General features: G+C 36.6%; 19 protein-coding genes. 16 read left to right on the forward strand and 3 right to left on the reverse strand.

Going from position 1 to position 22,673, the window contains the following annotated elements; genetic code table 11:
* Positions 1-25: 25 nt before the first annotated feature.
* From EV200_RS04480 to EV200_RS04520, 9 genes are all read left to right on the forward strand, one after another.
* Positions 26-1,726, forward strand: a complete 1,701-nt coding sequence (locus tag EV200_RS04480; protein WP_188754103.1) for a GMC oxidoreductase — start codon at positions 26-28, stop codon at positions 1,724-1,726.
* A gap of 78 nt (positions 1,727-1,804) precedes the next feature.
* On the forward strand, positions 1,805-2,962 hold the full coding sequence (locus EV200_RS04485; RefSeq protein WP_132529651.1) for a Gfo/Idh/MocA family protein: 1,158 nt from the start codon (positions 1,805-1,807) through the stop codon (positions 2,960-2,962).
* Positions 2,963-2,969: 7 nt separating this feature from the next.
* Positions 2,970-4,022 (forward strand): sugar phosphate isomerase/epimerase family protein, encoded by a 1,053-nt coding sequence (locus EV200_RS04490; protein WP_132529653.1) that lies wholly within the window; start codon positions 2,970-2,972, stop codon positions 4,020-4,022.
* A 97-nt stretch (positions 4,023-4,119) separates the two neighbouring features.
* Positions 4,120-4,503, forward strand: a complete 384-nt coding sequence (locus EV200_RS04495) for a c-type cytochrome (protein WP_132529655.1) — start codon at positions 4,120-4,122, stop codon at positions 4,501-4,503.
* Positions 4,504-4,535: 32 nt separating this feature from the next.
* A complete protein-coding gene (locus EV200_RS04500; RefSeq protein WP_132529657.1) occupies positions 4,536-5,993 on the forward strand; it encodes a Gfo/Idh/MocA family protein in 1,458 nt (485 codons plus the stop codon).
* A gap of 77 nt (positions 5,994-6,070) precedes the next feature.
* A complete protein-coding gene (locus EV200_RS04505; protein WP_132529659.1) occupies positions 6,071-6,751 on the forward strand; it encodes a 3-keto-disaccharide hydrolase in 681 nt (226 codons plus the stop codon).
* A 142-nt stretch (positions 6,752-6,893) separates the two neighbouring features.
* Entirely contained in the window at positions 6,894-8,135 is a 1,242-nt protein-coding gene (locus EV200_RS04510; protein WP_132529661.1) for a nucleoside permease, read from the forward strand.
* A 4-nt stretch (positions 8,136-8,139) separates the two neighbouring features.
* On the forward strand, positions 8,140-9,024 hold the full coding sequence (locus tag EV200_RS04515; RefSeq protein WP_132529663.1) for a hydroxypyruvate isomerase family protein: 885 nt from the start codon (positions 8,140-8,142) through the stop codon (positions 9,022-9,024).
* 9 nt (positions 9,025-9,033) lie between these two features.
* Positions 9,034-9,909: a sugar phosphate isomerase/epimerase family protein gene (locus EV200_RS04520; protein ID WP_165877855.1), complete on the forward strand. Its 876-nt coding sequence runs from the start codon at positions 9,034-9,036 to the stop codon at positions 9,907-9,909.
* Between the two features lie 109 nt (positions 9,910-10,018).
* Here the strand turns inward: EV200_RS04520 and EV200_RS04525 are convergent, their stop codons facing one another.
* On the reverse strand, positions 10,019-12,625 hold the full coding sequence (locus tag EV200_RS04525; RefSeq protein ID WP_132529665.1) for a lamin tail domain-containing protein: 2,607 nt from the start codon (positions 12,623-12,625) through the stop codon (positions 10,019-10,021).
* A gap of 49 nt (positions 12,626-12,674) precedes the next feature.
* On the opposite strand from EV200_RS04525, the gene EV200_RS04530 reads away from it, so the two are divergent.
* The 7 genes from EV200_RS04530 (at position 12,675) to EV200_RS04560 (ending at position 19,775) form a co-directional block, all read left to right on the forward strand.
* Positions 12,675-13,664: an aspartate-semialdehyde dehydrogenase gene (locus tag EV200_RS04530; RefSeq protein ID WP_029286811.1), complete on the forward strand. Its 990-nt coding sequence runs from the start codon at positions 12,675-12,677 to the stop codon at positions 13,662-13,664.
* 284 nt (positions 13,665-13,948) lie between these two features.
* Positions 13,949-15,082 carry an ATP-binding protein gene (locus tag EV200_RS04535; RefSeq protein WP_132529667.1) on the forward strand — a complete coding sequence of 378 codons (1,134 nt, stop codon included), beginning with the start codon at positions 13,949-13,951 and terminating at the stop codon, positions 15,080-15,082.
* A gap of 15 nt (positions 15,083-15,097) precedes the next feature.
* Positions 15,098-16,504 carry a D-alanyl-D-alanine carboxypeptidase/D-alanyl-D-alanine endopeptidase gene (gene dacB, locus EV200_RS04540; RefSeq protein ID WP_132529669.1) on the forward strand — a complete coding sequence of 469 codons (1,407 nt, stop codon included), beginning with the start codon at positions 15,098-15,100 and terminating at the stop codon, positions 16,502-16,504.
* 22 nt (positions 16,505-16,526) lie between these two features.
* Positions 16,527-16,886, forward strand: a complete 360-nt coding sequence (locus EV200_RS04545; RefSeq protein ID WP_132529671.1) for a hypothetical protein — start codon at positions 16,527-16,529, stop codon at positions 16,884-16,886.
* A 140-nt stretch (positions 16,887-17,026) separates the two neighbouring features.
* Entirely contained in the window at positions 17,027-17,833 is an 807-nt protein-coding gene (locus EV200_RS04550; protein WP_132529673.1) for an alpha/beta hydrolase, read from the forward strand.
* 201 nt (positions 17,834-18,034) lie between these two features.
* Positions 18,035-19,330 (forward strand): phosphopyruvate hydratase, encoded by a 1,296-nt coding sequence (eno, locus tag EV200_RS04555; RefSeq protein ID WP_132529675.1) that lies wholly within the window; start codon positions 18,035-18,037, stop codon positions 19,328-19,330.
* A 145-nt stretch (positions 19,331-19,475) separates the two neighbouring features.
* Complete coding sequence (locus EV200_RS04560) at positions 19,476-19,775, forward strand: FtsB family cell division protein (RefSeq protein WP_029286805.1); 300 nt, start codon at positions 19,476-19,478, stop codon at positions 19,773-19,775.
* 103 nt (positions 19,776-19,878) lie between these two features.
* Here EV200_RS04560 and EV200_RS04565 read toward each other — a convergent pair whose 3' ends face one another.
* On the reverse strand, positions 19,879-20,499 hold the full coding sequence (locus tag EV200_RS04565) for a trimeric intracellular cation channel family protein (RefSeq protein ID WP_132529677.1): 621 nt from the start codon (positions 20,497-20,499) through the stop codon (positions 19,879-19,881).
* Complete coding sequence (locus EV200_RS04570) at positions 20,486-22,570, reverse strand: hypothetical protein (protein ID WP_132529679.1); 2,085 nt, start codon at positions 22,568-22,570, stop codon at positions 20,486-20,488. The genes EV200_RS04565 and EV200_RS04570 overlap by 14 nt, the downstream gene beginning before the upstream one ends.
* Between the last annotated feature and the right edge of the window lie 103 nt (positions 22,571-22,673).

The following is a 22,673-nucleotide window of genomic DNA, read 5'->3' on the forward strand; positions in this document are numbered from 1 at the left end:
TTCACAACTACAACGACAAAACATCATGAATTTAAATACAAATTTAAAAGCAGAAAATACGTACGATGCTATTGTTATAGGATCGGGGATTAGTGGCGGCTGGGCTGCAAAAGAACTTACTGAGAAGGGCTTACGTGTACTTATGCTCGAAAGAGGAATGAACATTGAGCACATTACAGGTTATGAAACTGCCATGAAAAATCCATGGGATTTTGAACATGCCGGTAAATTAACAGAAGAGCAAAAACGTACTCACCCAGTACAAAAAAGAGATTATCCATATAGCGAAGCCAACGAGAAATGGTGGGTAAATGATTTGGAATGTCCATACACCGAGGATAAACGTTTTGACTGGTACCGTGGTTTTCATGTTGGAGGGAAGTCTTTAATGTGGGGCCGTCAGAGTTACCGTTTAAGTGACCATAACTTTGAAGACAATGCAAAAGACGGACATGGCAGCGACTGGCCTGTACGCTATAAAGAACTTTCTCCATGGTATGATTATGCAGAGCGATTCGCAGGAATCAGTGGCTCTAAAGAAAACTGGTCTACCTGTCCAGATGGGGAATTTTTACCTCCAATGGACCTGAATGTGGTAGAAAAATCAGTTAAAAAAAGAATCGAAGAGCATTATAAACGCGAAAGGATCATGATGATTGGCCGTGTGGCTAATTTAACAGTTCCTCATAAAGGTCGTGGTAACTGTCAATACCGTAACTTATGTAGCCGTGGTTGCCCGTTTGGAGCATATTTCAGCACACAATCTTCTACCCTACCTGCGGCAATGGCCACTAAACGTTTAACGTTGAGACCATACTCTATCGTAAATCATATTATTTACGATAAGGATACCAAAAAAGCTAAAGGTGTAATGGTAATTGATGCAGAAACCAATAAAACAATGGAGTTTTATGCAAAAATCATTTTTGTAAACGGCTCTACGTTAGGTTCTACATTCATTTTATTAAACTCAACTTCAGATGCACATCCAAATGGATTGGGTAATGGCAGTGGACAGTTAGGCCATAACTTAATGGATCACCATTTCCGTTGCGGTGCATCAGGAGATGCAGAAGGTTTTGATGACAGATACACTTATGGACGCCGTGCGAATGGTATTTATGTACCTAGATACCAGAACATTGGAAATGATAAACGCGATTACCTTCGTGGTTTCGGTTATCAGGGTGGTGCAAGCAGATCAAACTGGCAAAGTGATGTGGCCGAATTATCGTTCGGTTCTGGCTTGAAAGAAAAAATGACTAAACCAGGAAACTGGACAATGGGTCTAGGCGGTTTTGGAGAGATGTTACCTTATTACGAAAACCGGGTTTACATTGATAAAACCAAAAAAGATAAATGGGGCCAGCCCGTATTGGCAATTGATTGCGAGTATAAGGAAAATGAGAAAAAAATGCGGGTAGATATGATGAATGATGCTGCAGAAATGCTGGAAAAGGCAGGCATGAAAAATATCAGAACCTACGATGCTGGTTGTTATCCAGGTATGGCTATCCATGAAATGGGAACCGCAAGAATGGGTAATGATCCAAAAACTTCAGTTCTCAATAAATGGAATCAAATGCATGAAGTTAACAATGTATTTGTAACAGATGGTGCTTGTATGCCTTCAATCGCATGTCAAAACCCGTCACTAACATTTATGGCTTTAACTGCTCGTGCAGCAGATTATGCCGTAAAAGAATTAAAGAAAAACAACATTTAAATAGGTAAAAGTTGAAAGGTTTAGGGTATATGAGCGTAAATCATATACCTTAAACCTTTTGATTTAACCTGAAATTTTATGAAAAGAAAATTAAAAATGGGTATGATAGGCGGTGGAAAAGACGCCTTCATTGGAGCAGTACATCGCCTTGCAGCTAATATGGATGGTTTAATTGAACTAACCGCAGGTGCATTAAGTGTGAATCCGGAAGTTGGTTATGAATCTGGAAAACTACTCTTCCTCCCTGACAACAGAATATATAAGAGTTACGAAGAAATGATTCAAAAGGAAAGTGAATTACCTGTTGATGAAAAAATAGATTTCGTAACGATTGTTACCCCTAATTTTGCTCACTTTGCTCCGGCTATGCTGGCTTTGGAACATGGCTTTAATGTGGTAATCGAAAAACCAATGACACTTACCTTAGAAGAAGCTAAATTATTAAAAGCTAAGGTAGAAGAAACAGGATTAACCCTTTGTTTAACGCATACCTATTCTGGTTATCCAATGGTTAAACAAGCCAGGCAAATGGTTAGTGATGGTCTGCTGGGTGCTATCAGAAAAATTATTGTTGAATATCCGCAGGGTTGGTTAAGTACCTTGTCTGAACGTGAAGGAAATGCACAGGCTGCCTGGCGTACGGATCCATCAAAAACGGGCAAAAGCGGTAGCATGGGAGATATCGGAACGCATGCAGCGCACTTGGCAGAATATATTTCGGGTTTGAAAATTAATAAGATCTGTGCAGATCTAAATATTGTAGTTCCTGGAAGGGCTATTGACGATGATGGAAACGTGCTCCTAAAATTTGATAATGGTTCAAATGGCGTACTTATTGCATCTCAAATTGCTGCAGGAGAAGAAAATGCATTAAAAATTAAGGTATATGGTGAAAAAGGTGGATTAGAATGGCACCAGATGGAGCCAAATACGCTTATAGCTAAATGGCCTAATGCACCAGCTCAAATCTACAGAACAGGTAATGGATATATGGGAAGCTTCGCTAAACACAATACCCGCACACCTGGAGGACATCCTGAAGGATACCTGGAAGCATTTGCCAACATTTACAAAAACTTTGCATTAACTGTTAATGCAAAACTTAATCAGGAGCAACCGACACCAGAAATGTTAGATTTCCCAACAGCTGATGATGGAATCCGGGGAATGGCATTTATTGAAAATGTGGTAAACTCAAGCAAATCAGATCAGAAATGGTGGGATTATAAAATTTAAGATAAGCATGACAACAATAAAAGGACCAGCCGTATTTTTAGCTCAGTTCATTAGTGACGAAGGGCCATTTAATTCACTGGATAATATATGCAAGTGGGCAGCAGGTTTGGGTTTTAAAGGGATCCAAATGCCTACTTTGGATAAGCGGTTTATCGATTTACAAAAGGCTGCAGAGAGCAAAACCTATGCTGATGAGTTAAAGGGAACAATTGCTTCTTATGGCTTGGAAATCACTGAACTATCTACGCATTTGCAAGGGCAACTGGTAGCTGTTCATCCTGCCTATGATGATTTATTTGATGCCTTTGCACCAAAGGAACTTCATAAAAACCCAAAAGCCAGAACAGAGTGGGCAGTGCAGCAAATGAAATACGCTGCAAAGGCATCGCAAAACTTAGGGTTAAATGCGCATGCTACTTTTAGTGGTTCATTACTATGGCAATATTTTCATCCATGGCCTCAACGTCCTGCAGGTTTAGTAGAAGAAGGCTTTGCTGAACTTGGAAAACGCTGGATGCCTATTTTAAATGAATTTGATCATTGCGGTGTGGATGTCTGCTATGAAATTCATCCTGGTGAAGATTTATTCGACGGTGAAACCTATGAAATGTTTCTGGATGCTGTTAATCAGCATAACAGGGCATGCTTATTGTATGATCCATCTCACTTTGTATTACAACAGTTAGATTATATTCAATACATCGATATTTACCATGAAAGGATTAAAGCTTTTCACGTAAAGGATGCAGAGTTTAATCCAACTGGTAAGCAAGGTACATTTGGGGGTTATCAAAGCTGGGCTAATAGAGCTGGCCGGTATCGCTCTCCTGGAGATGGGCAAGTAGATTTTAAAACCATATTCAGTAAGCTTGCTCAATATGATTTTAAAGGTTGGGCAGTTATGGAATGGGAATGCTGTATTAAAAACCAGGAAGATGGTGCACGTGAAGGTGCAGAATTTATTAAAAATCATATTATTAAAGTAACTGATAAAGCATTTGATGATTTTGCTGCATCGGGTAGTGATAGCGCTTTCAACAAAAAAATATTAGGTTTATAAGAGTAACAACACCAACATTTACATCTGCCTGGTTTTCTACATTAGATCATCAAAACTTGCAGACTTAACTTGTTATTAAAACAACACACACACACACATGAAAAAAACATTATTAGGTTTAGGCGCTGTAGTTATATTTATGGCCTCTTTTACCAAAGCAGATTTAGAGAAAGAGAAGACGGTAGTAGCAACAGCTACATTATCAAACCATGCGATGCAGATGAGCGCAGGCGAAAAGCTGATTAATAAATCAGACTGTATCGGTTGCCATAATAAAGTGAATAAAATTATCGGCCCGGCATACGTAGATATCGCAAAGAAATATCCTGCTACAGAAAAGAACATCAATTATTTAGCAGACAAGATCATCAAAGGTGGTACAGGTGTTTGGGGAACCATGCCAATGACAGCTCACTCTACATTAAAACCTGCAGATGCTAAATTGATGGTTAAGTATATTTTATCATTGAAAAAGAAATAAATAGCACGTCATTTAAACCTCAAACTATTCTAATGAAAACAGAGCAAGAAAATAAAAACACGAGTAACCGCCGTGATTTTATTAAAACCAGCGCCATCGCCGCTGCTGCATTTATGATCGTTCCCCGCCATGTTTTAGGTGGGACAGGATTTATTGCACCTAGCGACCGTTTACTCATTGCCGGTATTGGTGTGGGTGGTAAAGGACAAAGTGATATTGCCATGTTTGCCAAAAGCGGCAAGGCTGATATTGCCTTTTTATGCGACGTGGATGATCGTCGTGCTGCATCAAGTGTAAAAGCATTTCCAAAAGCGAAATACTACAAAGATTATCGCGAAATGCTCGATAAGGAACATAAAAATTTTGATGCGGTATCCATTTCTACTCCTGATCATAATCATGCAATTCAAGCCCTAGCAGCCATGCAACTGGGTAAGCATGTTTATGTACAGAAACCACTTACACACGATATTCATGAAGCCCGTATCTTAACTGCTGCAGCAAAAAAATATAAGGTGGTTACGCAAATGGGTAACCAGGGTGCATCAAATGATGGTCCACGCCAAATGAAAGAATGGTATGAAGCAGGATTGATCGGAGATGTACATACGGTTTACGCCTGGACTAACCGCCCGGTTTGGCCACAAGGAATTCCATGGCCAGATAAAAAAGCTGAGATTCCAAAAGAGCTTGACTGGAACTTATGGTTAGGTACAGCGCCTGAGAAAGATTACGTAGATAAATTGGTGCCCTTTAACTGGCGTGGCTGGTGGGATTATGGAACAGGTGCACTTGGCGACATGGGCTGCCATTTAATTGAAGCTCCCTTTAGTGTGCTAAATTTAAAATATGCTAAAGAAGTTGAAGCTAGTGTTGGCTCAGTTTACGTTGATGAATTTAAACGTGGATATTTCCCGGAAAGTTGTCCTCCTTCAAGTCATGTTACCTTAAAATTCCCTAAAACAGATAAAACGAAAGGTGACGTAACTTTACACTGGATGGATGGCGGTATTCAGCCTGAACGCCCTGCTGAATTAGAAGCCAACGAAACTTTTGGTGATGGTGGCAATGGTACCTTATTTATCGGAACAAAAGGTAAAATGATGTCGGAGACCTATAGTGCAAACCCGAAATTATTACCACTCAGCAGAAACAAAGATATTAAGGTAAAAGAAAAATATGCCCGGGTTAAAGGTGGTGCCGACGGCCATTATGCGCAATGGGTTGAAGCATCAATTGCAGGCTATGGCAAACAGGAAGTAAGTTCTCCTTTCGAAATTGCTGGTCCTTTAACTGAAGCTTTATTAATGGCCAATTTAGCCATTAGAAGTTTCGATATTCAGAAAACTGTAAATGGTAAAGTGACTTATCCAGGCAGATATATGAAGATGCTTTGGGATAATGACAACATGAAAATCACGAATTTTGATGAAGCAAACCAGTTCGTAAAACGCGAATACCGCAAAGGCTGGAATGACTTAATTCTTTAATAAATCCTCATCATTGCGAGGCACCATGCAATATAATAAGATGCTTTATACCTCGCAATGATGATAAATAAAACACAATGAAAAAACTTATTCTTTCTGCCTGTATCATACTGGCAGTTACACAAATATCTAAAGCCCAAAAAGGCTTTAAACCTTTGTTTGATGGTAAAACAACCACTGGCTGGCATACGTATAATAAAACAGCCGTTGGCAGCGCATGGCAGGTTCAGGATGGAGCTTTACACCTCGATCCGAAAACTAAAGGTACAGATGGCGGCGGTGACTTAGTTACCAATAAAGAATATAAAGATTTCCATTTGAAATATGAATGGAAAGTAGCCCCAAAAGCAAATAGCGGATTAATTTTTTATGTTCACGAAGAACCGAAATACCATGCTACTTACTCTACTGGTTTAGAAATGCAGGTATTGGATAATGATGGTCATCCTGACGGAAAAATCACTAAACACCGTTCAGGAGATTTATACGATTTAATTAAAAGCTCATCAGAGCCAGTTAAGCCAGTAGGCGATTGGAACAAGGCAGAAATTATTAGCAAAAAAGGAAATTTAACCTTAATTTTAAATGGAGTTGAGGTTGTGAAAACGACTTTATGGGATGAGAATTGGAAAAAGCTGGTCGCAGGAAGCAAATTTGCTAAATGGGAAAACTGGGGAACTTACACATCAGGAAAGATAGCATTACAAGATCATGGTGATGAAGTTTGGTACAAAAACATTACCATTAAAGAATTATAGCACAATAGAAAATGTAAGTGGAGCTTGTATAATGTGAATATTTATTTGCTTTACTTCCATTTCATATTTAAATAACACGTAAGTTGGATACACCAATCCAATATATTTTACCACTTAAATTCCATTTAATTAAACTGACCAAATGAATAGTACTACCCGCTTTAAACTCTCTACCATGATGTTCCTCGAATTTTTTATTTGGGGGTCCTGGTTCGTAACATTAGGAACCTTTTTAGGGAATAACTTAAAAGCAACAGGTGGAGAAACAGGAGCAGTTTTCTCTACTCAATCATGGGGCGCAATTATTGCCCCTTTTATTGTTGGTCTAATTGCCGACAGATATTTTAATGCAGAAAGAATTCTTGGTGTGTTGCATATTGTTGGTGCAATATTGATGTATCAAATGTATAATGCTACTGATGTAAGTGTATTTTATCCTTATGTTTTGGGTTATATGATTTTGTTTATGCCAACCTTGGCTCTGGTAAATTCGGTATCATTTAACCAGATGAAAGATCCTGAAAAGGAATTTGCAAATATTCGCGTTTTCGGAACAATCGGATGGATTTTGGCTGGCTTAGCCATTAGTTTTGTTTTCCATTGGGATTCAGCTGAAGGTGTTACACAAGGCTTGTTAAAAAATACTTTTCTCTTAGCAGGAATTGCATCAGCAGTATTAGGCCTATTCAGCTTTACATTGCCCAAAACACCTCCAAAAGTTTCTTCATCTGAAAAAATTAAAATTGGTGATTTAATTGGTCTTGATGCACTAAAATTATTAAAGGATAAGAATTTTGCCATTTTCTTTATTTCATCAATATTGATTTGTATTCCTTTAGCTTTTTATTATCAAAATGCACACCCATTTTTAACTAACGTTGGCGTCGAAAATCCAACTGGAAAAATGGCAATCGGGCAAATATCTGAAGCACTATTCTTACTTTTTATTCCAGTATTCTTTGCTCGTTTTGGTTTTAAGAAAACCATATTGGTTGGTATGCTTGCCTGGGCAATTCGCTATGCCTTATTTGCATACGGAAATGGGGCAGAATTAAGCTGGATGTTAATTATTGGTATTGCTTTACATGGTGTTTGTTATGATTTCTTCTTTGTATCAGGTCAAATTTATACCAACTCTAAAGCTGGGGAAAGATACAAAAGCTCTGCGCAAGGTTTAATTACATTAGCCACTTATGGTGTAGGAATGTTAATTGGCTTTGAGGTCGCAGGAAAAATCACCGACACTTATAAGGCAGCGGATGGCGCAATTGACTGGGAAATGGTTTGGATCATTCCTGCAGGTATTGCTGCAGTAGTTTTTCTACTTTTTGCAGTTCTTTTTAACGATAAAACAAAGTCTGAAATAGAAGCTAAAGCCCTTTAAAAAAATGTCATCAAAATTAAATAGAAGAAATGCGCTAAAAAACATCATTGCCGGCACTGCTGCAATTGGTGTTTCATCAAGTATTTCATCCTTTGCTATGGATCAGCCAAAACCATCTCAAAAGCTTAAAGGTAATATTAACCACTCCGTTTGCCGTTGGTGCTTTAGTACGCTAGATGTAGATACGCTATGCTTAGAAGCAAAAAAAATTGGCATAAAAGGCATTGATTTGGTTGGTCCGAAGGATTGGCCAATTCTTAAAAAGCATGGTCTGGAATCAACCATGTGCAACGGAGCAGAAATTAACCTCGTTGACGGCTTTAACGATAAAAAGTTTCATGAAACCTTAATTAAAAATTATTCAGCCATGATTCCATTGGTTGCTGCTGCGGGTTATAAAAATTTAATCTGCTTTAGTGGAAATCGCCGAGGAAAAGATGATGAAACCGGATGGAACAACTGCGTAGAAGGATTAAAACAATTAATGCCATTAGCAGAAAAACACGGCGTGGTATTGGTAATGGAATTGCTGAATAGCAAGATAAACCATGCCGATTATCAATGTGATAAAACTGCCTGGGGTGTTGAACTTTGTAAACGTTTAGGCTCTGAAAACTTTAAACTGCTTTACGATATTTATCATATGCAGATTGACGAAGGTGATGTGATTCATACCATTCGCGATCATCACCAATATATTGCTCATTATCATACTGCTGGTGTTCCAGGCCGGAATGAAATTGATGATACGCAGGAACTTTATTACCCTGCAATTATGAAAGCCATTTTAGAAACCGGCTTTAAAGGTTTCGTTGCACAAGAATTCATACCTAAAAATGCAGACAAAATTGCTTCGTTAAAGAAAGCCATTGAAATTTGCGACATTTAATTAATTATTATGTTATCAAGAAAAAGTTTTATCATCAACAGTTGCTTAGCTGTAGCAACATTACTTTTGGCTCCATCTTTTGCATGTGTAGCCCAGAAAAAAGCAGTTGGCATACAACTCTATTCATTAAGAGCAGACCTGCCAAAAGATCTAAAAGGAACAATTGAAAAGGTTGCAAAAGCAGGTTTTACAGAAGTTGAAACTTATGGATTTTCCATAAAAGGTCAGTTTTGGGGCTTAACTCCAGTTGAATTTAAAAAATTGCTTAGTGCAAACGGACTTAAAGCAGTGAGTGGCCATTATGGTTTAGGTACTTTTTTAACAGATGGCAACACTGATGAACTGAAAGCTGCTATTGCCGCTGCAAAGGTTTTAGGCAGTGAATATGTTACTATTCCTTATCTAGATGCCAGCATCAGAAAAAATGCTGAAGACTATAAAAAACTTGCTGCAAAAATAAATATTGCAGGCAAAATGTGTAAAGATGCAGGTTTACGCCTGGCTTATCACAACCATGATTTTGAATTCCAGAAACAAGGAGAAACCACAGGCTATCAAATTCTTTTAAATGAAACTGATAAGAAATTAGTTGACTTTGAATTGGATTTATACTGGGCTGTACGTTCTGGAAATGATCCAATAAAACTATTTACAGCTAACCCTGGTCGTTTTACCATGTGGCATGTAAAAGATATGGATAAAACTAACCCTGCGTTAAATGCAGAAGTTGGTACAGGAAGTATTGATTGGAAACCAATTTTCGCTGATGCTAAATTATCAGGCATGAAACATTTCTTTGTTGAGCATGAAACCAATTACAAGCCTAACCCAATCGAATCTGTTGCAGCAAGTTGTGCTTACATCAAGAAAAATATCTTAAAATAAAATTTGTCATCCATAGTCATCCGATGAATATCTCCATGTAGCTTATATTCATTAGATAACTAACCGTCTTTTTACTCTTTACTGGCCATAGCGTCTTGCTATGGCCTTTCTAATTCAGCTTTCCTGCCAATACACAGGTATTTTTGTATCTTTTGGTATTTCCTTTCAAATCAAAAACATCAAATAACATAATATAAATTCCAATTGCAGCTTTTTGTCCGTTATCATTCAAACCATCCCAGGTTAAAATTCCGTTTGTTCCGATGGTTTGATTTTTTAATAATTTCTTAACCAGCCTCCCTTTATCAGTATAAATGTTAACTGTTGCTAAACTTGCATTTGATGATACTTGATATTCCAATGTCACCAAATCCTCAAAACTATCTCCATCAGGAGAAAAAATTTTGGAAAGTAGCCTGACATAGTTTTCATCACCACCTAATTCCTGAGAATTTTTATAAGTTGGGGTAGCAAAACCAACAGTGGCCGCTGCAGATTTAAAATTACCAGGTTCGTTTGTAGCCACATCAAAAGAAACACGTTCAAGAGAAACCCCATCGTTATTTTGAATGAGCGGATGATGTGTTTTTGCATCATAATCTAGTCTATCAATAATCAAATGGTTGCTTAAGAGAATCACACTTCCTTTATCATTATTATAGGCTGGAATTGAACCTAGCTGAACAAAGTTGTCCGGATTTTGGACAAAATAATTCAGTTTTACATTAGCCATATTTGTACTCAGTACCCAATAAGTATTTGGATTAATCAATACATTTTTGTTAGAAACAGATTTTACATTCGAAATAACACCATTGGAATCTACATTCGCAATCTGCAAATCCTTCAAATCTAATGGTTGGTTGGTATGGTTAAAAACTTCAACAAAATCTACTCCACCAGGCTTGGGATTGAATAAAACTTCAGAAACAAGAATATCATTTCTTTCTATCTTTTTCGCCATGAATAAATTTGCTGTGTTGGCAGCAGCACTGATCACCTTTCCGGCGCAATCCGTAACATTAGTTATGGTTAACCTATTTTCCACTCCTCGGAATAAGTTTGTTAGAAAATGAAGCGTTACAGTGGTATAGTCTGGATGAATGGTTATCGATTTAGGATTACCGGATCCATTGTTAATAGAATAATTGGAAACATCAACTGCAGAAAGACTATCAACAACTTTAGAAAATTCAACCTGAACAGTTACACTATCGATAATTATCGCATTGATCAGCTTAAGCACTTCAGCACTTAACTGATTTTTATACGCTGCATTTTGCTTTCCCGGTGTACCGCCAGAAACGTCTGAAGATCCGATCCAATTCTGAATTCCGGTGCAAATGTTTTTAGGATCGATCAATTCTAAACTGAATCCACCCCTCCTTTTCACTTCATCCTTATACCACATGTCGCTATAAGCAACCTTGTCTATTATCTTACCTGAGTTATCGCTCAACGTTAGGATATCTTTATCATTATTTAAACTGGGCCAAGTTGCAAGTCCGATTGTTTTTCCATAAGGTTTAAATAATGCTTCATCGGCCTTTGCCGTTAAAATAATATACTGATTTGGCTTGATGGTATCTACAGGAAAAGTAAAGGTTGAAGTTTGATCAGCATACTTCCAGCCCTGGGTTAAGATATACTCATTTGTCGTATTCCAAATTTCAACGTATTCCTTTTGAAGCAATGTAGCACTTCCGCCCGGGTTAGCAAATATTTCATTAATAACAATGTCGCCATATTTTATAGCATAAGTTTTAATATAAGTAAACTCCATGCTACTATTTGCTGCAATCACATTGCCTTTAATATCCCTTATATTGTTTAGATTAAGGTTATACAAGCCAGATTCAAATTCCTTCAAAAAGGTTAAGCGATAAACGTTTTTCTGTGTGGTTGAGGTAACTTTATAAGGATTGCCATAAGAATTTGATAACACATAATTCGCCGTTGAGATTGCAGTATTCGAATCCAGAGGTTCAGAAAAAGTTACTTCTAACGTTTTAGAATTAATCACTGAGATACTTTTTAGAATCGGAGGTGTAGTATCTGGAATAAGATCTTTAATGATGAAATCATCAAAAAAGTACTGATTGCATCTGGAAGCGGTTGAATATTTGCAAAAAATACCAGCGAATACCGAGGCACGAAAAGTAGCATCTGTAACACTTCCTTCCATATTAAAATTGTTTCCTCCAGCAATATCAGTAAATAATTCCCACTTCCCGGAAGCATCTCTGGTTACTTTTACTTTTGCATAAACATTACCCGCCTTTGATCGTTTTTTTTGTGGCCCGGTGATAATTCTGGAGGTCGATGTTCCACTTTGCCTGTATAAGTGAAATCCATCCGTAGCGCCGGTTTCTCCCACCTGAACATAATACCCGTTTAAACTTCCTTTCAAATCTTCTTTATCGGCAATTAAATAAATGCGAACAAAGTTGGTTGAAGTAGGGTTAAAATTAAGTTGCACCAAAAACTCCCAGCTAGCATTTAAACTTAGCCGATTCGTGGTAGATAAAGCAATTGTTTGCGACGACAATCTCTGACCTTTGGATTGAAGTTGTTTTTGAGCATTAACCTGAAAATCATTTACATTACCTTTCCAAGTGGGATCTTGGGAGAAATCGCCATCTGAAAATGATTCGGTAACTTGGGAAAATGCAATTTTACATAATAACAATAGGGATATAAGCAGAATTTTCTTCATATTTGGGCTTATATCAAATGTTTCATAAATATAATAATTAAAATTTAAAATGAAAGTAGCAGTTGTAGGTGCAACCGGATTGGTTGGAACCGTAATGTTAAAAGTATTGGAGGAAAGAAATTTCCCTTTAACAGAGTTAATTCCCGTAGCATCAGAAAAGAGTGTTGGTAAGGAAATTACTTTTAAGGGTAAGAAGTTCCCAATCGTTAGCATGGACACTGCAATTGGCATGAGACCAGATATCGCACTGTTTTCTGCTGGTGGAAATACTTCATTAGAACATGCCCCACGTTTTAAAGAAGCTGGCACTACTGTTATCGATAATTCTTCGGCCTGGAGAATGGATCCTGCAATTAAATTGATCGTTCCTGAAGTAAACGCTCATGAGCTTTCTATTGATAATAAAATTATCGCTAACCCTAACTGTTCTACCATTCAAATGGTTGTGGTTTTAAAACCTTTACACGATAAATATAAAATTAAACGTGTGGTGGTTTCTACTTACCAATCCGTTACCGGAACAGGCGTTAAAGCGGTTGAGCAATTAATGAATGAGCGTAAAGGTATTGATGGACCAAAAGCTTATCCATATGAAATTGACTTAAATGTTCTTCCACATATTGATGTTTTCATGGAAAATGGATATACCAAAGAAGAAATGAAAATGGTTAAGGAAACCAATAAGATCATGAGTGATGATAGTATTAAAGTTACTGCGACTACGGTTCGTATTCCGGTAATGGGAGGACACTCAGAATCTGTAAATATTGAGTTTGAAAACGACTTTGATTTAGCTGAAGTACGCAGCATTTTAGAAAAATCGCCAGGTATTATTGTTGTTGATGATGTTGCGAATTTAAAATATCCAATGCCTAAGGATGCACATGAAAAAGATGAGGTTTTTGTAGGTCGTATTCGCAGAGATGAATCAGCACCTAAAGCTTTAAACCTTTGGATTGTTGCAGATAACTTACGTAAAGGTGCAGCCACCAATGCCGTTCAGATAGCAGAATACCTTATTCGGAAAGAATTAGTTTAATATTTTATAAAGGTAAACTTAAGCCCGTGTCACAAACACGGGCTTTTTTATGCACGCTTCAGAATGAAGCTATTCCGATCACCATCTATTCCATATTATTTATGCGACTGTATTTGACAAAATTTAGCAATAGAGTAAATATTTCAAAGGAAAAATAAAATGCCAATCACCAAATTATATATAATTTGGTGATTACAATATTAAATTTATATATAATTTAGTGATTACGATACTCAAATTATATATAAATTAATTATCTTTGTTATAGATTGATTTATAATCATATGATTGAAAGAGTATTAGAAAATTATATTGAATCTAAATTTTTTAAGGGAAAAGCAATTATAATTACCGGTGCAAGGCAGGTTGGTAAAACAACTATGTTAAAAAAACTGGCTAAGAAAAAAGATCAATCTTTCGTTTTTCTTAATTGTGATGAAGCCAATGTGCGTATAACACTGGAAAATATCAGTATAGAACGTTTAAAGTCTATAATAGGAACGCATAAAATCCTGTTAATTGATGAAGCACAAAGGGTTACAAATATTGGTTTAACGTTAAAGCTTATTGTAGATAACTTTCCAGAAGTACAACTTTTAGTTACAGGTTCTTCATCTTTAGATTTGGCAGCTGGCACAAAAGAAAGTTTAACAGGTAGAAAATTTGAGTATCATCTTTTTCCCTTTTCTGTTGCAGAACTTGTACAGCATACCAATATCCTTACCGAAGAACAATCATTAGAAAAAAGATTAATTTTTGGTAGCTATCCGGATGCAATCAACTATCCAGGCGAAGAAAAGGAACTCTTATTAAATCTAACAAACAGTTACTTATTTAAAGATATACTAGCGTTGTCTGGTATTAGAAAACCAGTTCAGCTTGAAAAATTAGTACAGGCATTGGCGCTGCAGATTGGAAACGAAATCTCATATAACGAGCTTGGGCAAATGATAGAAGCAGATAAGTTAACAGTTGAACGATATATAGATTTACTTGAACAATGCTTCGTTGTATTTAGATTGGGTGCTTACAGTAAAAACCTTCGGAATGAAGTAAAAAAGGGGAAGAAAATATATTTTTATGATAACGGCATACGTAATGCAGTAATCCAGAATTTCAGTCCGTTAAGTTTACGGCAAGATACCGGGCAACTTTTCGAAAATTACATTGTATCTGAATTTATAAAAGCCAATAGTAATCAAATTAAACATGCCAAGCATTTCTTCTGGAGAAGTTTCCAGCAGCAAGAAATAGATTTGATTGAAGAGTTCGAAGGAGATTTAACAGCATACGAGATTAAATGGAACGAAAACAAGAAAGTTAAATTTCCGACAACATTTACTAATGTTTACCAAAACGTACAAACCAATGTTATTAATAAAAAAAATTATACCGATTTATTGGTTAGAAGCTTCTAAAGCTAAATATTTCATATGAAAAAGTCACTCATAATCCTTTTATATACACTATTTTATGTTAATTGCTTTGCTCAAAATAGAATCCAAAATCTGGAAAAAGCATTTAATGTTTTACTGGGTGACGAGCAGGCCAAACATGCCATAACATCTATTTGTGTTTTAGATGCACGTACCGGAAAAATACTGTTCGCTAAAAATGAACAGATAGGCCTGGCGACAGCATCAACTTTAAAAACCATTACTGCTGCATCTGCTTTCAGTATCTTAGGTAAAGATTTTCAGTTTCAAACTACATTAGCCTATTCCGGAGAGATTACACCTGCAGGAACTTTGAAAGGCCATATCATCATTACTGGTAGTGGCGATCCCACACTTGGTTCTTCACGATATCGAAATAGTGAGCATGCCGTTTTAACCCAGTGGGTGGAGGCAATAAAATCTGTAGGAATTAAGAAAGTTGAAGGTTCAATTATAGGTAACGATCAAATATTTGGCACACAAACTACACCCGAGGGCTGGGTATGGCAGGATATTGGCAATTATTATGGTGCCGGAACATCAGGACTAGCCTGGAGAGAAAACCAGTTCGATATACAACTGCGTCCAGGGTCAGGTACAGCAACAGCGGTACAAATAATAAAAACAGTTCCACCTACACCATATATCCAAATTGAAAATGAATTGAAAACTGGCCCAGCAGGTAGTGGGGATAGAAGTTATGCCTTTCTTCCACCCTATTCAAATGTTGCCTATTTACGTGGCACCTGGGGTATGGGGATTGGAAAACCAGGAATTTCCGTAGCCCTGCCCGATCCGGCTTTTGATTGTGCTTATCGATTACAGGATACCTTAAAAAGATTGGGCATTCAAATTACCCAGGAAGCTACTACAACCAGATTATTAAAAATAAACAAACAATCGTTTCCTGCAATTACGCAAAAAATCAATACGGTAACTTCCCCAACTTTAAGCGAAATGACCTATTGGTTTTTAAAGAAAAGTATTAATCTTTACGGAGAAACTTTATTAAAAACTATTGCCGTAAAATCTGGTAAACCTGCAACTACCTCTAAGGGAGCAGAAACTGAAATTAATTTCTGGGCGGCTAAAGGCATTGATCAATCGGCTTTGAACATCATTGATGGCAGCGGACTTTCTCCGGGAAATCGAATCACAACCTTTGCTATGGCAAATATCTTGTTCCAGGTTCAAAATGAAAACTGGTTTCCAGATTTTTATAAAGCTTTGCCTGAATATAATGGGATGAAAATAAAAAGTGGCACTATAAATGATGTTTCGGCATTTGCCGGATACCACACTGATGCTGCTGGAAATAAATATGTGATCGTAATTAATATTAATAATTATAGCGGAAGTGGAATCAATAAAAAATTGTTCCGGGTACTGGATGAACTAAACTAAATTAAACTTAAAACTAAACGTTATGCTACACTTTGTCAAAAACATTCAAACGGTTGATGGACTAATTTCTAATTTATACAAAGACATTACTATCCCTGAGATGACTAAAAAAATTACTGATATCTTTGAAATGCAAGGATACAAGGTGATTGATCAGCAATTTGGAAATTTGATTTTAGAAAAAGGTAATCGCACTACAAGACTTTTATTAGGTGCCTTCGTAAAGTATTTTAAATTTAGTGTAACCATGACCCAAAATACTGAAAATGAACTTACCGTAAATGTATTTCAGCAATCAAGCGGTATGTCTGGAGGTTTAATTGGCATGAACCAAATTAAAACAGAACTTACGAGGCTAAACTTTGTTTTTGCCAATATTTAATATCTATTTATCATTTTTATTTCAACCATTCGATCAATAAACATTGATGCTTTGATATAAAACAGGTCGAAAACGATATAAAGTTCTTACAATAGAAATTAATCATAAAACCTAATTTAAGATAAAAATGTTGATCTGACATGGATGTAAGAATTGAAAATTGGATCGATCACCTTAAAGAAGAGAAACCTGATTACCATTTTGGAGACCATGTGCATATGGTAGATTCAGCATTTTATATGCCTCAGCTGGGTAAGTATCGAAGGATTTGGATTTATCTGCCAAAAAGTTATAAAAACTCCAATAAGAAATACCCTGTTCTTTACATGCATGACGGACAGCACTTATTTCATGCTACACCAGCTAGAAATGATGAATGGGCGGTTGATACTATCACAGATAATTTGATACGGGAAGGTGCTCATGAAATGATTATTGTCGGCATCGATCATGGTGAAAATGACCGACTAAAAGAATATAATCCTTACGACAGCCAATATGGCAAAGGTGAGGGAAAAGCATATATACAATTTCTGGCTGAAACACTCAGGCCTTTTATAAATCAGCAATACAGAACACTAACAGACGTAGGTAACACATCAATAGCAGGAAGTTCACTGGGTGGTTTGATTTCTATGTTTGCCATTGCAGAATACCCAAAGGTTTTTGGCTCGGCCGGGATATTTAGTCCGGCATTTTGGCTGGCACCAGCAATTTATACCGATATTACTGACCGTTTATCCGATTTAAAAAATAATAAGGTCTTTTTAGTTACCGGAGATAAAGAAGGAGCGGAAATGGTAAATAATGTCGAAAAAATGTATTCAATATTAAATCCTGATGGCCGCAACAAAAATATTGTTTTTCATGAATGCGAAGACGGAAAGCATACAGAATGGTTTTGGCACCGGGAATTTCCAGCATTTTACGACTTTATAAAGAGGTGATCAGACAATTTAATATATGGTAACCACTTACAAAACCCTCTATATTAAATTAAAATTAACTGATCATTAGGCTTTATAATGATCGTAACATTAAGCCTGAAAACGCTTTATTTATTTAAAAAATATATTAACTTTGATGTTAGGCTTAGTAATTGTACTTTATACACTAAGCAGGTTAAAAAATCAATAAAATTAAATAAAATGAGCATAATTGTTAATGTCCATGCCAGACAAATTCTCGATTCGAGAGGCAACCCAACTTTAGAAGTAGAAGTAGTAACAGAAGCAGGCGCTTTCGGGCGTGCAGCGGTACCAAGTGGTGCATCTACTGGTCAACACGAAGCGGTTGAGTTACGCGATGGAGATAAATCTACATATTTAGGTAAAGGCGTTTTAAAAGCTGTAGAAAATGTAAATACTAAAATTGCTGATGCTTTAAGAGGTATTGATGTTTTTGAACAAAATACAATTGATAAATTAATGTTAGACCTTGATGCTACCGAAAACAAAGGTAATTTAGGTGCTAACGCGATTTTAGGTGTTTCTTTAGCTGCTGCAAAAGCTGCTGCTGATGAAATTGGCCAACCCTTATACCGTTACATTGGCGGCGTAAATGCAAACACTTTGCCAATTCCGATGATGAACATCATCAACGGTGGTTCTCACTCTGATGCGCCAATTGCTTTTCAGGAATTTATGATTATGCCAGTAGGTGCACCATCATTTGCTGAGGCTTTGCGTTGGGGAACCGAAGTTTTCCATACATTAAAAGGTATTTTACACGATAGAGGTTTAACTACAACTGTTGGTGATGAAGGTGGTTTTGCCCCTACTTTTGACGGTACAGAAGATGCAATTGAAACCGTTTTAAAAGCGATTGAAAAAGCCGGTTACAAACCAGGTTCTGATATCTATTTAGCTCTGGATTGTGCATCATCAGAGTTTTACAAAGATGGAAAATACGATTATACAAAATTTGAAGGCGAAAAAGGTGCTATTCGTAGCAGCGAAGAACAAGCGCAATATTTAGCTGATTTATCTGTAAAATATCCAATTATTTCGATTGAGGATGGTATGGATGAAAATGATTGGACAGGTTGGAAAGCTTTAACAGATAAAGTTGGCGACAAAGTTCAATTGGTTGGTGATGATTTATTTGTAACAAATGTTACGCGTTTACAACGTGGTATTGATGAGGCAATTGCTAACTCAATTTTGGTTAAAGTGAACCAAATCGGATCGTTAACTGAAACGATTAATGCTGTTTCTTTAGCGCAAACTAATGGTTATACATCAGTTATGAGTCACCGTTCTGGCGAAACTGAAGATGTAACGATTGCTGATTTAGCTGTCGCATTAAACTGTGGTCAGATTAAAACTGGTTCAGCATCACGTTCTGACAGAATTGCAAAATACAATCAGTTGTTACGTATTGAAGAAGAATTAGGTGAGAACGCTCGTTTCATTGGTTCGAAATTCAAATACGCAAAGAAATAACCCCCTAAATCCCCTAAAGGGGACTTAAGTTGTTAACAAGTTGAAAAACTTATTTGCAAAACATCCGGAGATTTTAAATCTTCGGATGTTTTTTTATACATTTACGTCATTACTTCGTGCCTCGCAATGACGATTTTGAGAAACTATGAAACGTTTAATAGACCTTTTCCGCAATAAATATTTTCTGGCAACGGTTGCGTTTGCCATGTGGATGCTGTTTTTCGATAAAAACGATATGATGTCGCAATACGAATACCGCAGTCAGGCGAATAAATTACAAGAAGAGAAAGAGTATTTCGAAAAGGAAACTGCGCAGGTTAAAAAAGATTTAAATGAGCTGAATACGAATTTAAATACCGCTGAAAAGTTTGCCCGTGAAAAGTACTTCATGAAAAAAGACAATGAGGATGTGTTTGTAATCATCCGAGAAGAGAAGAAAGATTAACGATCAGCAATAATAGAGCTATTTTTTTTTGTGAAAATTGGCTCCCGCCATAAAATATTTAAGTAGTTAAAACATTGCCTAAAAGTTCCAGTTATTCTGGAAGCTAATATTCAAATTTAGGCAAGGAAAGTTTAAATTTTACAGCGATAATGCGCATCACAAAAATAAAGGCTATCGCTAAAAATTTTGCTATTACCGTTCCAACATTTATTTCTAATAATAAGAAGTAAAACATCCCTCCCATTATACACGCCGTAGCATAAATTTCCCGTTTGAACACTAGTGGAATGGTATTGAGTAAGGTATCTCTGATAATCCCTCCAAAGCAGCCTGTAATTGTGCCTAAGGCAATACAAATCCCAGGGTTTAAACCAAGGGATATCCCTTTAGCTAATCCTAATATTGTAAATAATCCTAAACCTAAACTATCAAATAAAAACAGCGTGATTTTCATTTTCTGCACATGTGTTTTAAAAAACATAGTTGCCAATGCTGTAAATAAAATAATTAAACAAGTTTGCATATCCCGCATCCAGGCCACAGGTGTATCTCCTATCAACAAATCTCTCACTGTACCACCTCCAATTGCTGTAACAAATGCAATAATTAGCACACCAAATGGATCAAGTTTGCGTTGCATAGCAGTAAAAGTACCCGATATAGCAAAAGCGATGGTACCCAATGCTTCAATAATCTCGTAGGTAGAAATGCTATAGTGCTCCATTTCTTTTTCTTAAAAACCATTCCAAACTCAACATCACCAGAATTAGCGCAAATAACCCTTTTATGTTTATTAATTCATCATACTTGCGATCCTCGTAGCTGATGGTTTTAATATTTTCATTTTTAAGAATTTCATCCCCTATCTTCATTAAATCTGCCGGCATAAAAAGTTTGCCATTGCTTTGCTTGGAAATTGTACTCAGCAACTGATGATTTGCGGTAGTCTGCTGATATTCTGTAATTACGGCATTTATGTAAAAACTTCCCGAAGCTGTAAACCGTTTTCCACCTATGGAAGTATTCGCCAGATAGGAATAATTACCTGCCAGCATTTTTCCTGCATCTAGTTGATAGGCATTGTCAGTTTTTGAAAAAGTATAATTGAAAACTTTCCCAGCTTCATTTTTTATTTGCAAAGTGACTTCCGGTTCATTCACAGCCTGGTAACTATCATTATATAGAGTGGCGTTAAATTGAATAGCTTCATTTTCATCATAAGCCGACTTTGAAGTAAAGACTTTAAACCTTCGCTTATCATCTTTTACAGAGAGGTATTGAATTGTTTTAGAAATCAGGTCACTTAAGCCAGACTCACTTACCTCATTTTTAGCTTCTGAAAGTTTCCATCTCCATAAGCCCTCTCCCATTAAATAACCTGCCTTTAAGCCATTGTCATTAGTAAAGAACCATAAGGGTTGCTGCGTACTGATTTGCCCTATACGCTGATTGAAAACTGATGAAACATTAGCATTCACTGTTAATCGTCCGAAGGGCGAAAGTAGCGGATCAAAAGATGCAAATATTTTTCCATCCTGATCATTTAAGCTAAAACTGGTAAAACCCTTGGCGAAATCAGGATAGATCTCCTGAACCTGGCCATTAGAAGAACCTAAATTTACCTGATTCTGAATTTTGTTAAAGGCATTAATGCCACTGTTTGCCCCGAGAATATACCATATGGGTTTTTTAATCAATTTTAATCTTTCCAAGAAGTTTGCTGAAATGTTTTGTGCATCTGGTAATTGATATAAAACTATCAGATCGAATTTTGATGGATCAATACTGCCTAGATCATCAGCCAAAGCCAATTTAGCATCATAATGTTTATTTAATGTTATGGCTTCTTTTAACACACTTAAATCCGGGTGTGGAGCAGCCGCAGCTAGGAGTACCTTTTGACGGCCATCAATCACTTCTACATAAAAAGTTTGTGCATTATTTTTGGTGGTGATTTCATTGGGTAAAACACCTAATTGAATGGTATATTTTTGTACACCGATTTTGCCTGCATGAATTTTCACTGGAATGGTTTTCACAAATGAATTTCCATTGATAGCAATATTCAGCTGTTGAATCTTTGACCCATTTTGGCTTACACTTAGCGTCGCACTTTCACCATTACTCTGAAAGGCCTGCACCTGAACTTCTATAGTAAAATCATCATCTAAATAAACAATATTGTTATAATTTACATTCGAAATCAGAACATCACGTTTGGGAATACTGTCGCCTAGAGCAACCGTATAAACTGGTGCATTGATTTGATTGATACTGTATAAAGGATTTTCGCCGTGATTAAAAATTCCATCTGTAGCCAATACAATGGCACCCAAATTTCTATTGGTATATTCATCTCTGATTTTTTGAAAGAAAGCAGCAGCATCAGTAAGTTTTCCCTGATTCTTGAAATCAAGACCATCTTTTACGCTATCTGAAAAGTGATAGACCTTTACTTCAAATTTATCTGAAAGTTTATCCTGCAATTTTTTTAGATGTTGTTCATAGCTTTTTTGGTCAAAACCTGCTGCTTTAATCTGACCAATAGAAAGGGAATTATCCTGTCCGATAATGATTACGGGTTTATCTAAAGTATAATTAAGCGTTTTTATTAGCGGTGCAAACAAAAGCCAGGCGATAGCTGCCACTCCTATAATCCTAAGTATTGCCAAGCCATAACGTAATTTCTTGTTGAGATTTTTATCTCCTTGATAAAGCAACCATGCGTACAGAACACCCAGCGCTATGCAACCCAGAAAATACAAAATAGAAGTACCAGCAAAAACGCCATTCATATTTTATAAAGATGCTAATTTTGTTACTAAACGCAAAGGAAGCGAAGAATTTACGCTAAAAGCACAAAGATTATGATTTTAAGCACAGCGCTCACAGCATAAT

This window comes from Pedobacter psychrotolerans (genome assembly GCF_004340665.1).
GTDB lineage: Bacteria > Bacteroidota > Bacteroidia > Sphingobacteriales > Sphingobacteriaceae > Pedobacter > Pedobacter psychrotolerans.